The following is a 15,572-nucleotide window of genomic DNA, read 5'->3' as shown; positions in this document are numbered from 1 at the left end:
ATTTTTTGTTAAAAAGATACCAAATAAGGTATAATGAGATAGAAACTTGCTAGAAGAAAGGAAGTCATTTAGATGAATAAAGAAAAAGATCAATTAGCGGTAGATACGATTAGAGCGCTAAGTATCGATGCAGTTGAACAAGCAAATTCAGGACACCCTGGATTACCAATGGGTGCTGCTCCTATGGCATACACGTTATGGACACGCCACTTGAATTTTAATCCCCAATCAAAAAATTTCTTTGATAGAGATCGTTTTGTATTATCAGCTGGACATGGTTCTGCGCTATTATATAGCTTATTACATGTTTCAGGTAGCTTAGAATTAGAAGAATTAAAAGAATTCAGACAATGGGGTTCTAAAACGCCAGGACATCCAGAGTTTAAACACACTGATGGTGTAGAAGTTACAACTGGTCCACTTGGACAAGGTTTCGCTATGTCTGTTGGTATGGCTATGGCTGAAAAGCATCTAGCAGGTAAATTTAATAAAGAAGATGCTAAAGTTGTTGACCATTACACATATGTAATCGCTTCAGATGGCGATTTAATGGAAGGTGTTTCTCACGAAGCAGCTTCATTAGCAGGACATAACCAATTAGACAAATTGATTGTTTTATATGATTCAAATGATATCTCATTAGACGGAGATTTAAATAAAGCCTTTTCTGAAGATGTTAAAGGCCGTTTTGAAGCCTATGGTTGGAAACACATTTTAGTTGAAGAGGGTAATGATTTAGACGCAATTGATAAAGCGATTGAAGAAGCTAAATCTCAAGATGTACCAACAATTATTGAAATTAAAACAATTATTGGTTATGGTGCGCCTAATAAACAAGCTTCACATGGTGTTCACGGTGCACCTCTTGGTGAAGATGAAAGAAAATTAGCGCTTGAGAACTATGGTTTAGACCCTGAAAAACGTTTCAATGTTCCAGAAGAAGTTTATGAAATTTTCCAACAAAGTATGTTGAAACGTGCTAACGAAAAAGAAGAAGCATGGAATAAACTTGTTGAAGAATATAGTAATAAATATCCTGAATTAGCTGAAGAATTTAAATTGGCTATCAGTGGTAAATTACCAGAAAACTATAGAGATGAGTTACCACACTTTGAAGCTGGGCATAGTGGTGCTTCACGTGCTGACTCTGGTGAAGTAATTCAAACTTTAAGCAAAACTGTACCGTCATTCTTTGGTGGTTCAGCTGACTTAGCTGGTTCAAATAAATCAAATGTAAAAGATGCAACAGATTTTGATAAAGATACACCAGAAGGTAAAAATATTTGGTTTGGTGTTCGTGAATTTGCAATGGGCGCTGCAGTAAATGGTATGGCTGCGCATGGTGGTTTACACCCATACGGTGCAACTTTCTTCGTATTTAGCGACTACCTAAAACCAGCTTTACGTCTTTCATCAATCATGGGATTAAACTCAACATTTATCTTTACACATGATTCAATTGCAGTTGGTGAAGATGGTCCAACACATGAACCAATTGAACAACTAGCTGGTTTACGTGCTATTCCAAACATGAATGTTATTCGCCCAGCGGATGGTAACGAAACTCGTGTAGCTTGGGAAGTAGCATTAGAATCTGAAGATACACCAACTTCACTTGTTTTAACTCGTCAAAATCTTACTACTATGGATTTACCAAAAGAAACAGTAGAAGAGGGTGTACGTAAAGGTGCTTATGTAGTATTTGAATCCGATAAAGCGCCAGAATTCTTATTATTAGCTACTGGTTCCGAAGTTAACTTAGCAGTCGAAGCGGCTAAAGACTTAGAAGCACAAGGTAAAGGTGTACGCGTTGTATCTATGCCAAACTGGAATGCATTCGATCAACAAACTGCTGAATATAAAGAATCAGTAATGCCATCATCAATTACTAAACGTGTAGCTATTGAAATGGCTTCACCACTTGGTTGGCATAAGTATGTAGGTACTGAAGGTAAAGTTATCGGTATCGACGGTTTCGGTGCTAGTGCGCCTGGAGACTTAGTTGTTGAAAAATATGGCTTCACAAAAGAAAATGTATTGAATCAAATTCAAACATTTTAATTTATGTAACTAAGCTTAATTTGTTGGTATGAGAGCCTAGGTTCTCATACCAATTTTTATTTTTGATAACAAAATATACTTATATTTACAAAGTTATTTTTTAATTGGTATAATACATAAGTCGAAACGTTATATTAATTGAGTTGCTCTTGAAAAGGGGCGCTAATTTTAGTAAAATTCATTAGGATAGGAAAGTGGGTGAAACAATGGCAACTTGGTTAGCAATATTATTAATCGTGTTAGCACTAATTCTAGGATTAGTCGGTGGATTTTTCCTTGCAAGAAAATATATGATGGATTATCTTAAAAAGAACCCACCAATTAATGAAGAGATGCTACGTATGATGATGATGCAAATGGGTCAAAAACCATCTCAAAAGAAAATTAATCAAATGATGACGATGATGAATAAAAATCAACAAGAACAAATGAAAAAACCTAAATAAGGTGTTATTAAAGGGCTGACAGCTACTTGTATTAAGTAGTTATCAGCTCTTATTTTTTAAGGTTATATAATTTATATACATTATGGTTGAATTAGCTGCTTATAAGAAAGATTCAATTATTCACTGAATTATCGTATATTAATTTATATAAAACATTTTCAGCACACCTAAACTATAGGTGTAATTTTAGTCTATAGATCAAAAAATTTACAACCAAATGAAGAAGTTAACCAATTATTAGAAAATATAAAACAATTGATCTTGAAAAATATGACGCCAATCAAAAGGCAAAAGCAGTAGCAAGAAAAACGTTTAACGTTTTAAATTAAAATCATAGTAGGTACTGGTGCTATTACTCTAATATCAAATTTAATTGGTGGACCTGTCGCGGATAGTCTTGGAGTTTTTGCAAGTTCACTAGCATTTACCAATGTAGATACAAGTAAAAGAATTTACATCGCTCCTAGCATTTTACATTGTTTCAATGCCTGAAAATATGATTGAGAAAATTGTGTTTTAGGCTATATAGGTTATTATTATCATATTTTATATTAGAAAAAAAGAATATGAAAAGTAAGTGATTCATTTATAGGGGAATGATGTAATTTTTGAAAGTTAATAAAAGTGCTCAAATTTTGAATTTATAAGGATTTGGTTGCTTATTTATCTAAATTAATAACGAAATATTATAATCATTATACATAGACAGTAAAAAATTCATTTTACTGTTCTATTTTACGTTAATCAATATTTTACGATTATATTTTAAATAATGTTACTTAAATGTAGTTGTATAAAGAAAAGTAAATAATAAAACTTTGTTTTAATGATTTTGTATTTGAAAGTATTGGTATTAAGTTTATATAATAATATAGCTGTATTAATTTATTGAAATATTCAGAAAATAATTGATTCTCAAATATGATTTGTTATAATGGATATATAAGGGAGGTATCGATAAGTGAAGGATGCTTATGACATGGAAGATAAAGAAGTACTTGATCGACTAGCAAATATGCATATTAACTTTCCGACCGATGAAGCATTTAAGAAATATCATAATGCGATGCAAATTCATGATATGAATTATCTTAGATACACTTTAAATGATGCATTATCGGCATGTAACCAAACACATGCTTATTAAATAAAAGTACGATAAGATGAGCTTTTAAAAAGGCTTATCTTATCGTACTTTTATTTGTATTTATAATGATATTTGAATGAACTATGTTTATTTTTTAGCAATGTAAAAAATGCTAAGATATAATATATATGCTAATGATTAATAGTAAATAAAAATGAGCGTACAAATACTGATTATTATTAATTTAAATGATATACTAACCAAAGTGAATATCATCTTGTAGAAACTTAAAGTAGGTGTAAGCATGTTGTATTTAATATTTTCAATTGTATTTGCATTTCTAATGGGAATTGGTGTTATAATTGTTCGGATGAAAGCACAACATTTTCCAGTAAATGAAAAGAAAATTATATTACCTCCTTTTTTTATGGCAACGGGCGCATTAATGTACGTTGTTCCATACTTTAGATTAACTGGTTTTGAAATAATAGAATGTATTATTCTGGGTGTTTTATTTTCTACAATTTTAATTTGGACATCCAGGTTTGAAACACAAGGTAGTGAAATTTATATGAAACGTTCAAAAGCCTTTCCTATAATTCTTATAACGTTACTTTTAGTACGTACTATTATTAAAATATTTATAAGTAATCAGATAGATCCTGGAGAAATTGCGGGAATGTTTTTCTTGCTTGCATTTTGTATGATTGTACCTTGGCGTTTAGCGATGTTATACAAATATAAAAAAGTGAAAAGAACTTTAATACAATAAGTTATATGTGAGGCTGGGACAAATTTTAATTGTTTCAGCCTTAATTTTTATATTGGCAGTAACTTAAAGAGGACTTCTTTAAAGAGGACTTCTTAATTTATTAAGTTAGTGGCTCTTACACATGAGTCATTACTCAGGTGTTCCACTTTTGAAAATTATCAGTGATTATACAAGAGCGTATGCACAGATAAATCTTTTCCTTCATCCCTTTTAACCCTAGTCATTTATATAGGGGAAATAAAGGCTAAGTTTATTTAAATAAATTGGATTTCTCGGCTACTCCCTTCATTTTTAATATGCTTGAAGTATAATAGATGATAATATAATAAAATAACGAACTAACGTTCTGAAAGGAAGTGTTGACGTGAAAATTGTACATACGGCCGATTGGCATTTAGGTAGAATTTTAAATGGTAAATCATTGTTAGAAGATCAATCATACATATTAGAACAATTTATTGAGGCGATGCGTAAAGAACAACCTGATGTAATTGTAGTCGCTGGCGATTTATACGACACGAGTTATCCTAATAAAAATACAATTCAGTTGTTGGAGCATACGATTGATGTCTTGAATCTTGAAATGAATATCCCATTAATTTTAATTAGTGGCAACCATGATAGTAAAGAAAGATTGAATTATGGTGCTAAATGGTTTGAAAAATCAAATATGTATATTCGTACGAGTTTGAATGATATGCAAAATCCTATTTCAATAGGTGATGTAGACTTTTATACATTACCATTTGCAACAATTAATGAAATGCAATACTACTTCGATGATGAAGAAATTGAAACGCATCAACAGGCACTTGCACATGCTTTGAAGAAAATGAATGAAGTAATTGATGAACATAGAATAAATATGTTCATAGGCCATTTAACGGTGCAAGGCGGTATACGTTCAGATTCTGAGAGACCATTAACAATTGGAACAGTAGAATCAGTTGAGGAAAAGGTATTTCAGCAATTCGATAGAGTACTATTAGGCCATTTACACCATCCATTCAGTATTGACTCAAATTTTATAAATTATAGTGGATCTATATTACAATACTCATTTTCAGAAGTAAATCAGCCTAAAGGTTATAGAATTATTGAAATAAATGAAAATGATATAAAAGATAAATTTATACCTTTGAAGCCTTTGAGACAATTGGAAGTAATAGAAGGAGATTATGAGGATGCAATACAAGAAAAATTAAAAGTTAAAAATAAAGAAAATTATATGCATTTTAAATTAAAGCATATGTCACATGTGAATGATCCGATGATGCATTTAAAACAAATTTATCCGAATACACTATCACTGACTAATCAAACCTTTGAATTTAATACATCGATGTATCATGAAAATATTGAAATACAAAAGCTTGATGATGGAACTATTATAGATAATTTTTATCAAAGTATAACGGATGAACAATTAACCACCAATCAAAAGCAAAAAATTGAGTATGTCATGCGTGCAATGTTAGAAGGAGGTTCTAATTAAATGAGACCGATGACACTTAAATTAAATAATTTTGGTCCTTTTTTAAATGAAACAATTGATTTTAATCATGTGAATAATAATCAATTGTTTTTAATTAGCGGTAAAACTGGTTCAGGAAAAACTATGATTTTTGACGCTATCGTTTACGCTTTATTTGGAGAAGCTTCTACAAAAGATAGAAAAGAGAGTGATTTAAGAAGTCATTTTGCTGAAAGTAAAAAGCCTATGATAGTAGAATTTGAATTCAAATTAAGGAATCAATATTTCAAAATAAAAAGACAAGGTGCATTTGTCAAAGAGGGTAATAAAAACAAAACGCTTGGTCAGCTTGCCGTGTATGAAATGGAAGCTGAAACATATGGACTTAGGGAAAGTAAAATAACAAATGGTAATCAATTTATTAAAGAATTGTTGGGCGTGAATGCTGAACAATTTAGACAGCTATTTATTTTACCTCAAGGCGAATTTAAAAGATTTTTATTATCAAAAAGCTCTGAAAAACAAGAAATATTAAGGACACTTTTTAATAGCCAGCGTTTTGAAGAAATACAAAAAAACTTATCTGAAGATGTTAAAGAAGTTAGAGGACAAATAGAACAGAGATATCATTTATTAGAAACAAATTGGTTGGATTTAGAAACGTTCAATGATGAAACATTAATTGAATATAAATCCATTAACCCAAGACAAACAAATCAGGTGCTTGAAGTATTAGATGTATTTGATGAAAAAGCAAAGCAAAAGCAAAATAAATTAAAACAACAAAAGGATGAACATAAAACTAAACTAAATGATGCTGAAGCTTGTTTGAAAAATAATCAAAAATTAGAAGAAACATTAAATAAATTAGCAGAAAATCAACAAAATTATGAGCAATTATTAACTCAAGAAAATGATATAAATGAAAAAATTAAGCGATTGAATGCAATTAATGAGGTAAGGCCAATTGCTAATTTATTAGAATCTAAAGATAAATTATATACAAAACAACAAAAAATAAAAGAAGATATCAATGAGAAAAAAGAAATTATTTCAGAGCTTGAAATTCAAATAAAAAAAGCAGATGAACAGTTAGATGCACATAAAAATGAGTCAGAAAAAATAACAGATAGTAAAAACTTTATTGAAAAAACGAAACTTTTCTTTGAGAGATCTCAAAAGTACAAAGTGGCTTATGAAGAGCAACAATCACTTCAAGAAGGTTTTGCATCACTTCAAACAAAGCTAGAAGCACTAATACAGCAATTAGAAGAAATTAAAGGAAAAATAAACGGCAGGGTACCGAATTATAAGAAAATAGAACAAATAAATGAAACAATTTACAGTTTAAATAATGAAGTTGCAGTACTAAAGCAAAATGAACTTGATAAAAAAGAATACCTACAATTACAAGAAAGAAAACATCAAAAAGCAAATTACAGTGAAAAGTTAAATGATGAGCTTCAACAGCTAACGGTTGCTTATAAAAAAATAGATAAAACAAGTATAGATTTAAATAATAAGCAAGATTTGATTAGTACTTTGCAATCAGCAATAAATGTTGGAGACACATGCCCAATTTGTGGTAATCAAGTACATACTATAACGCAACATATTGATTTTGATGATTTAACTGCACGTCACCAAAGTCTTGCTCAATTAGAACAAAAGAAAAATGCTACAACTGAAGATAAAATTAAAGTTGAAAGTGAACTAAATTATATTGAAGAACAGTTGGCGAAATTTGATAAAGAGAAACTAGAAAATACAAATTATCATGAACTTGAAACAGAAGTTAAGAAAAAAATAGCGCAAAAACAAAAGATTGAAAAAGAAAATGAAGAGATTGTTGAATTAAAAGAATTACAACAACAATATGAACAACAATTCCATCAGTTAGAATTAGATAAGAAAACTAAACAACATAACTTGAAAGAAAATGAAATAGCTATAAATGATTTTGAAAATACTACAGGTTTTACTAATGTAGATGCTTTTATAAAAATATTTGAAAACTATCAAAGTGAAATAGAAAAATATGAAAAAAACTTGGAAGAATTGGAAAATAGCATACAACAATACAAGAGTGAACTTGCTTTAGAACAAAATAACAAAAATCATTTAAATAATAGCTCGTCTGAAATTGAACAAGAAATCAATAATATAAATGTGAAAATTGACGATGAAATGAATCGGATTGGTTTCACAGACATAGAACAAGTATATAATACAGTTTCTAAAGTTAAAGAAAAAGAATCACTAGAAAATGAAATAACTGAATTTAATAAATCAAAACAATCTTTTGAATTAGTTATTTCGCAACTAAAAGATGAAATTTCTGATAAAAAATTAGAAGATACACAACAACTAACTGAAGCTTTCGAACAACAGCAGCAAGCGTTTGAATTAATCTCTTCTGAATTGAGTCAACATGAATATAAAATCACATTTAATAATAAAAAAATCAGTGAAATAAAAGAAATAATTGGTAAATTAGAAAGTGAATTAAAAACACAACAAGAAATTTTTCAATTAGCAGAAATTTTAGCGGGGAAAAATGAACAAAAATTAACATTAGAAAATTACGTTTTGATTTATTATTTAGAAAGAATCCTTGCGCAAGCCAATCAACGTTTATCTTTAATGACGGGTCAACGCTATCAACTAGTACGTAAGTCACAGGTTTCACAAGGATACAGTGGACTTGAGATTGATGTTTTTGATGCACACTCTAATCAATCTAGGCATATTAGCTCATTATCTGGAGGGGAAACCTTCCAAGCTTCTTTAGCTTTAGCATTAGGCTTAAGTGAAATTGTTCAACAAGAGTCAGGTGGTATTGCACTAGATTCTATGTTTGTCGATGAAGGATTTGGAACATTAGATCAAGAAACTTTAGAAACAGCTTTAGATACACTGTTAAGTTTAAAATCTACAGGCAGAATGGTGGGCATTATTTCACATGTAAGTGAATTGAAACAAAGAATTCCACTCATTTTAGAAGTGGTTACGGAACAATATCAAAGTGTGACAACTTTTAAGAAACAATAAGTAATATTATGTGGCAACACGTTTTCAAAATAAAAAAGTATAAAGATTTTAATGAAATAAGATAAATAAAAAGAGTTCTAGTAGTTTTTATTCTGCTAGGACTCTCGTTTTTTTAGTATATTAAATTAATTTTTTTCACGTAATAAATCACGAATTTCAGTAAGTAAAACTGTATTCTCTTCGATTTCTTCTTCTTCTTCTTTTTTCATTAGCGTATTCGCAATCTTCACAAAAATAAATAATGCGAATGCAATAATGATAAAATCTATGATTGACTGAACGAACATACCGTATTTAATTCCCATGAATGACCAGCTCTCAGCGAAATCAACTGTACCAAAAATCAATCCGATTAATGGCATAATGATAAATGAAACTAAAGCTGTAACAATTTTGTTGAATGCTGCTCCCATAACTACAGCTACCGCTAAATCTAAGACATTGCCTTTTAATGCAAATTCTTTAAACTCTTGAAACATATGGTAAACTCCCTTTTATTTAATTTTAAAGATTATTATACAATATATTTAAAAGTAAGAGAATAGTTTTTTTAATGAAATTTGATATTAATGCATTGTTTTGTTATTCTAATACGTGGTTAATACTTAAATAGAATCTTTTTGAAAAATGAAAGTTCTATTTGGCTTGAAAATTTAATAGGATAAGAAAGGGAGTAATTAATTATGAATTCTTCTAGTAACCAACCTGATGGTAAGAAGATATCTCCTGTTTTTATCTATAGTGCGATTATCGTAGCAATTGTTGTTATTATTGGTGCAGTTTTACCGGGACAATTTGATTATGTTACGAATACGATTAAACTATGGATTACAGATAAACTTGGATGGTATTACTTAATTCTTACAACGTTTATAGTTTTCTTCTGTGTATTTCTAATTTTCAGCCCTATTGGGAAATTAAAATTAGGTAAACCAAATGACAAACCTGAATTTAACACAATTTCATGGTTTGCGATGTTATTCAGTGCTGGTATGGGGATTGGACTTGTATTCTACGGTGCAGCAGAACCAATGGCTGATTTTGCAGCTCCGCCAAATGCAGATCCAAAAACAACAGCAGCATATACAGAAGCATTACGTTCAACATTTTTCCATTGGGGATTCCATGCATGGGCAATATATGGTGTTGTTGCATTAGCACTAGCTTACGCTCAATTTAGAAAAGGCGAACCAGGACTTATTTCAAGAACATTACGTCCTATCTTAGGTAACAAAGTTGAAGGACCAATTGGGACAATCATTGATGTACTTGCTGTATTTGCTACAGTAGTAGGTGTGGCCGTATCACTAGGTATGGGCGCGTTACAAATTAATGGAGGTCTTAATTACTTATTCGGTATACCAAACAATGTTTGGGTACAAGCTATAATCATAGTTGTAGTAACAATCTTATTTATGATGAGTGCTTGGTCTGGACTGAGTAAAGGTATTCAGTATTTAAGTAACTTAAACATTAGTTTAGGTGCAATCTTGATGATTGCTGTGCTCATTATTGGTCCGACAGTATTGATTTTGAATATGATGACAAGTTCAACAGGGAGTTTGTTAAACTCATTCTTATTAAATACATTTGATACAGCGGCACAAAACCCTCAAAAACGTGAATGGATGTCTAGTTGGACACTTTACTATTGGGGTTGGTGGTTAAGTTGGAGTCCATTCGTAGGTATTTTTATTGCGCGTGTATCTAAAGGACGTTCTATACGTGAATTTATTGGTGGCGTACTGTTAGTACCGACACTTATAAGTTTCGTTTGGTTCAGTGTGTTTGGCGTATTAGGCATTGAAACTGGTAAGAAAAATCCAGAATTATTTGATATGACTGCTGAAACACAACTTTTCGGAGTATTTCATGAAATGCCAATTGGAATGATATTATCTATTGTAACTTTAGTATTAATTGCATCATTCTTTATTACATCGGCAGACTCTGCAACATTTGTATTAGGTATGCAAACAACTTATGGTTCATTAGAGCCATCAAATGTTGTCAAATTGACGTGGGGCGCTGCACAATCGCTAATCGCCTTTGTATTACTATTTGCAGGTGGAGGAAACGGCGCGGAAGCACTGAACGCAATTCAAAGTGCCGCCATTATAAGTGCCTTGCCATTCTCATTTGTAGTAATAATGATGATGATTTCATTCTATAAAGATGCTAACCAAGAACGTAAATTCTTAGGTTTAACATTGACGCCTAATAAACATAGATTACAAGATTACTTACAGCATCAACAAGAAGATTATGAAGACGATATTATTGAACAACGTAAACCACTTAGAAATGCAGAAAAAGCAGATCAATAAAATCGCTTTAGAATATAAAGTTGAGTATCCATTTGGATACTCAGCTTTTTTTATTTATAAAATATAATGAGGAACATGTGACGAAAGGTTGATAATGATTCTCAATTGATAATAATAACTTATTACACACCAAAGTTAAGATAAGTTTTCCTTATACATACTGATTGAAAATTCAAATCTAAATTATAGATGTTTCTTGCCCTAGCTAGTTGTTTTAAAGCACATATAATTATACAATTTAAATAACGGCATATATATTACAAAAATTTCAAGGGGGATTTATATGGCTTCTAATATCAAACAACAATCGAAAAAATCGTTCGAGTTAAATGGCAAATCATATACTTTTTATGATTTGAATACTTTAGAAGAACAAGGTTTAACGAAAGTTTCAAAATTGCCATATTCAATTAGAGTATTACTAGAATCTGTATTAAGACAAGAGGATGGCTTTGTAATTACTGATGAACATATTAAAGCGTTATCAGAATTTACTAATGGAACTGAAGGCGAAGTACCTTTCAAACCTTCTCGTGTTATCTTACAAGACTTTACAGGTGTACCTGCAGTTGTTGACTTGGCGTCATTACGTAAAGCAATGAATGATGTAGGTGGAGATTTAAATAAAATTAATCCTGAAGTACCTGTAGATTTAGTTATTGACCACTCAGTTCAAGTTGATAGCTATGCAAATCCAGACGCATTAGAGCGCAATATGAAATTAGAGTTTGAAAGAAACTATGAACGTTATCAATTTTTAAATTGGGCTACAAAAGCATTTAACAATTATAGCGCTGTACCACCAGCAACTGGTATTGTTCACCAAGTGAACTTAGAATATCTAGCTAATGTTGTTCATGCACGTGATGTAGATGGAGAAACAGTAGCTTTCCCTGATACATTAGTAGGTACTGACTCACATACAACAATGATTAATGGTCTTGGTGTATTAGGTTGGGGTGTAGGTGGTATTGAAGCTGAAGCTGGTATGCTTGGTCAACCATCATATTTCCCAATTCCTGAAGTAATCGGTGTTAGATTATCTAACGCATTACCTCAAGGTGCGACTGCAACAGATTTAGCTTTACGTGTAACTCAAGAATTACGTAAAAAAGGTGTAGTTGGAAAATTTGTTGAGTTCTTTGGTCCAGGTGTACAACACTTACCATTAGCAGACCGTGCAACAATTGCTAACATGGCACCAGAATATGGTGCTACTTGTGGTTTCTTCCCAGTAGACGAAGAAGCATTAAAATACATGCGCCTAACAGGACGTACTGATGAACAAATTGATCTAGTGAAAAAATATTTAGAAGAAAATAGCATGTTCTTTACTGTTGAAAAAGAGGACCCTGAATATACTGATGTAGTTGAATTAGATTTATCTACTGTTGAACCATCATTATCAGGACCAAAACGTCCGCAAGATTTAATTTTCTTAAGCGACATGAAGAAAGAATTTGAAAAATCAGTTACTGCACCAGCAGGTAACCAGGGTCACGGTTTTGATGAAAGTGAATTCGATAAAACTGCAACAATCGAATTCAAGGATGGTACATCAACTACAATGAAAACTGGTGATTTAGCGATTGCAGCGATTACATCATGTACAAATACATCTAACCCATATGTTATGTTAGGTGCAGGGCTAGTTGCTAAGAAAGCGGTAGAAAAAGGGTTGAAAGTCCCTGAATATGTTAAAACATCATTAGCGCCAGGTTCTAAAGTTGTTACTGGATATTTAAGAGATTCAGGCTTAACTGAATATCTTGATGATTTAGGCTTTAACCTTGTTGGTTATGGTTGTACAACTTGTATCGGTAACTCTGGTCCATTACTAGAAGAAATTGAAAAAGCAATTGCTGACGAAGATTTACTTGTTTCTTCTGTATTATCAGGTAACCGTAACTTTGAAGGTCGTATCCACCCATTAGTTAAAGCTAACTATTTAGCTTCACCACAATTAGTTGTTGCATATGCACTAGCAGGAACTGTGGATATCGATTTACAAAATGAACCACTTGGTAAAGGTAAAGATGGAGAAGATGTTTACTTAAAAGATATTTGGCCATCAATTAAAGAAGTTTCAGACACTGTTGATACAGTTGTTACTCCAAAACTATTTAAAGAAGAATATGAAACTGTATATAATAATAATGAAATGTGGAATGAAATTGATGTTACGGATCAACCGTTATATGACTTTGATCCTGAATCAACTTATATCCAAAATCCTTCATTCTTCCAAGGTCTTTCTAAAGAACCAGGCACAATTGATTCATTAAAAGACTTAAGAGTTATGGGTAAATTTGGAGATTCAGTAACAACTGACCATATTTCTCCAGCGGGTGCAATTGGTAAAGATACGCCTGCAGGTAAATATTTACTTGACCATGGCGTTCCTATTCGTCAATTTAACTCGTATGGTTCTCGTCGTGGTAACCATGAAGTAATGGTACGTGGTACATTTGCGAATATCCGTATTAAAAACCAATTAGCACCAGGCACTGAAGGTGGTTTCACAACTTATTGGCCAACAGGCGAACAAATGCCAATATTTGACGCTGCTATGAAATACAAAGAAGACGGCACTGGTTTAGTTGTTTTAGCTGGTAATGATTACGGTATGGGTTCATCTCGTGACTGGGCGGCTAAAGGTACAAACTTACTAGGTGTTAAAACAGTTATCGCACAAAGTTATGAACGTATTCACCGTTCAAACTTAGTAATGATGGGTGTTTTACCATTACAATTCAAAGAAGGCGAATCTGCGGATAGCCTTGGTATCGATGGTACTGAAGTTATTTCAGTAGATATTGATGAAAATGTAAAACCGCATGATTTCGTAAAAGTACAAGCTAAGAAAGAAAACGGCGATGTAATAGAGTTTGAAGCAATGGCTCGTTTCGATTCTAATGTTGAAATGGATTATTACCGTCATGGTGGTATTCTTCAATTAGTATTAAGAAATAAATTAGCTGAATAATTTTTAAGGTTAGAAGTATTAATTAAATAATAAAGATTTAGACGAGGCTGAGGCATATATAGATATGTCTCAGCCTCAAAATTATAATTAAAGACGTATAAATATGTGTATGATGCATTGCTTTAAAGTTATAACTATATTATAAATTTACGGATAGATTAGCCATATTTTGAAATAGCATTATCTTTAAGTGACGTAGGGTAAATGAATATAGAATAGGTAATAGGTTATAAGTAATTTTTCTCAGCATTCTAAGCGATAAACTGGTAAAATGCTATACTGAAATTTTTATGTTAATATTTAATAGTAAATAATATATAACATGAACAATTGAAAAGAGGACGTTTATAATGATTTACAGTATGACACAAATTGAATCACGCTATTCAGAGACTGATCAAATGGGTGTGATTTATCATGGTAACTATCCAACTTGGTTTGAGGTAGCGCGTACAGATTATATCTCTAAATTAGGTTTTAGTTATAAAGCCATGGAAGATTCAGGTATCATTTCTCCAGTTGTTGATTTGGATATTAAATATATCAAATCAATTTTTTATCCAGAAACGGTAAAAATTAAAACATGGGTTGAAAAGTATTCTAGATTACGATCTGTATATTGCTACGAAATATATAATGAAGCGGGAGAATTAGCTACCACAGGATCAACTACATTGACTTGTATTAAAAAAGAAGATTTCAAGCCAATACGATTAGATAGATATTTCCCTGAATGGCACGCTGTTTATAGCGACGTCGCTGAAAGAAATAAGTTAGGCGAGAATTTAGAAGTTATTAAAGGCATATAATGTAGGTGTTGCATTAAATCACTAGTATAGTGAAATGCTTAAGAGAATTAACAATACTAAAATTAAATTAAATAAAAAAGCGTTTGGGGGTACCCGAACGCTTTTTTATTACTATATATCATGATTTATTTAAAAATGTATAAATATTTCATACGCTTATTAATAAAATTAAAGCCAAATGAATTAGAAAACTCCATAGGACAATTTAATATTTATTTAGTGGCATATGAAATTTCATCAATACTGTTACTAACATCAATGTATAAATTGTGGTCTTCAAAATACCATAAATCTTTTTCAGCGATTACGACATCTAGTCCATCGTAATGGTTTTCGTAACCAATTTCTACGTCATTTTTCTTGTCTACGCTGAAAGCGGGACTAAACCCTTGTTTTAATTGGAATTCTCCGCCATAACGTACAAAGAATTGTAAGACTTTGTCATCTTCTGGTAAATCTAGTTCTTCCTTAAACCAAGATACAGCATTATCTGAAAGTTCTATTTCCATAATAAAAGTCTCCTTTCGATCCATAAGCTTTCACTTATGAACGTTGGTTA

11 protein-coding genes are annotated in these 15,572 nt (G+C 31.4%); 9 read left to right on the top strand and 2 right to left on the bottom strand.

The annotated features are described in order from the left end of the window. Positions 1-72: 72 nt before the first annotated feature. The 6 genes from tkt (at position 73) to sbcC (ending at position 8,891) form a co-directional block, all read left to right on the top strand. The gene (tkt, locus tag J5E45_RS02510) at positions 73-2,061 is read left to right on the top strand and encodes a transketolase (RefSeq protein WP_039066646.1); all 1,989 of its coding nucleotides are present in this window, start codon (positions 73-75) and stop codon (positions 2,059-2,061) included. 206 nt (positions 2,062-2,267) lie between these two features. Next, complete coding sequence (locus J5E45_RS02505) at positions 2,268-2,507, top strand: YneF family protein (RefSeq protein ID WP_039066645.1); 240 nt, start codon at positions 2,268-2,270, stop codon at positions 2,505-2,507. 961 nt (positions 2,508-3,468) lie between these two features. Beyond that, the gene (locus tag J5E45_RS02500) at positions 3,469-3,654 is read left to right on the top strand and encodes a hypothetical protein (protein WP_039066644.1); all 186 of its coding nucleotides are present in this window, start codon (positions 3,469-3,471) and stop codon (positions 3,652-3,654) included. A gap of 244 nt (positions 3,655-3,898) precedes the next feature. Then, entirely contained in the window at positions 3,899-4,366 is a 468-nt protein-coding gene (locus tag J5E45_RS02495) for a CcdC family protein (RefSeq protein WP_039066643.1), read from the top strand. A gap of 364 nt (positions 4,367-4,730) precedes the next feature. Then, positions 4,731-5,861: an exonuclease subunit SbcD gene (gene sbcD, locus J5E45_RS02490; protein ID WP_208181546.1), complete on the top strand. Its 1,131-nt coding sequence runs from the start codon at positions 4,731-4,733 to the stop codon at positions 5,859-5,861. Then, positions 5,862-8,891, top strand: a complete 3,030-nt coding sequence (gene sbcC, locus J5E45_RS02485; RefSeq protein ID WP_208181545.1) for an exonuclease subunit SbcC — start codon at positions 5,862-5,864, stop codon at positions 8,889-8,891. Between the two features lie 125 nt (positions 8,892-9,016). Here sbcC and mscL read toward each other — a convergent pair whose 3' ends face one another. Next, a complete protein-coding gene (gene mscL / locus J5E45_RS02480) occupies positions 9,017-9,370 on the bottom strand; it encodes a large conductance mechanosensitive channel protein MscL (protein ID WP_039066639.1) in 354 nt (117 codons plus the stop codon). Between the two features lie 204 nt (positions 9,371-9,574). On the opposite strand from mscL, the gene J5E45_RS02475 reads away from it, so the two are divergent. The 3 genes from J5E45_RS02475 (at position 9,575) to menI (ending at position 15,013) form a co-directional block, all read left to right on the top strand. Then, positions 9,575-11,218, top strand: coding sequence for a BCCT family transporter (locus tag J5E45_RS02475; protein ID WP_039066638.1), 1,644 nt, complete (start codon positions 9,575-9,577; stop codon positions 11,216-11,218). 283 nt (positions 11,219-11,501) lie between these two features. Beyond that, positions 11,502-14,204, top strand: coding sequence for an aconitate hydratase AcnA (gene acnA / locus J5E45_RS02470; protein ID WP_069793118.1), 2,703 nt, complete (start codon positions 11,502-11,504; stop codon positions 14,202-14,204). 350 nt (positions 14,205-14,554) lie between these two features. Further along, positions 14,555-15,013 carry a 1,4-dihydroxy-2-naphthoyl-CoA hydrolase MenI gene (menI, locus tag J5E45_RS02465; RefSeq protein ID WP_039066635.1) on the top strand — a complete coding sequence of 153 codons (459 nt, stop codon included), beginning with the start codon at positions 14,555-14,557 and terminating at the stop codon, positions 15,011-15,013. A gap of 212 nt (positions 15,014-15,225) precedes the next feature. Here the strand turns inward: menI and J5E45_RS02460 are convergent, their stop codons facing one another. After that, entirely contained in the window at positions 15,226-15,522 is a 297-nt protein-coding gene (locus J5E45_RS02460) for a HesB/YadR/YfhF family protein (protein ID WP_017724387.1), read from the bottom strand. Positions 15,523-15,572 lie beyond the last annotated feature (50 nt).

The organism is Staphylococcus shinii, assembly GCF_017583065.1.
Classification (GTDB): Bacteria; Bacillota; Bacilli; order Staphylococcales; family Staphylococcaceae; genus Staphylococcus; species Staphylococcus shinii.
Note: the sequence above shows the minus strand (reverse complement) of the source record. Positions and strands in the feature narration are given on the sequence as shown.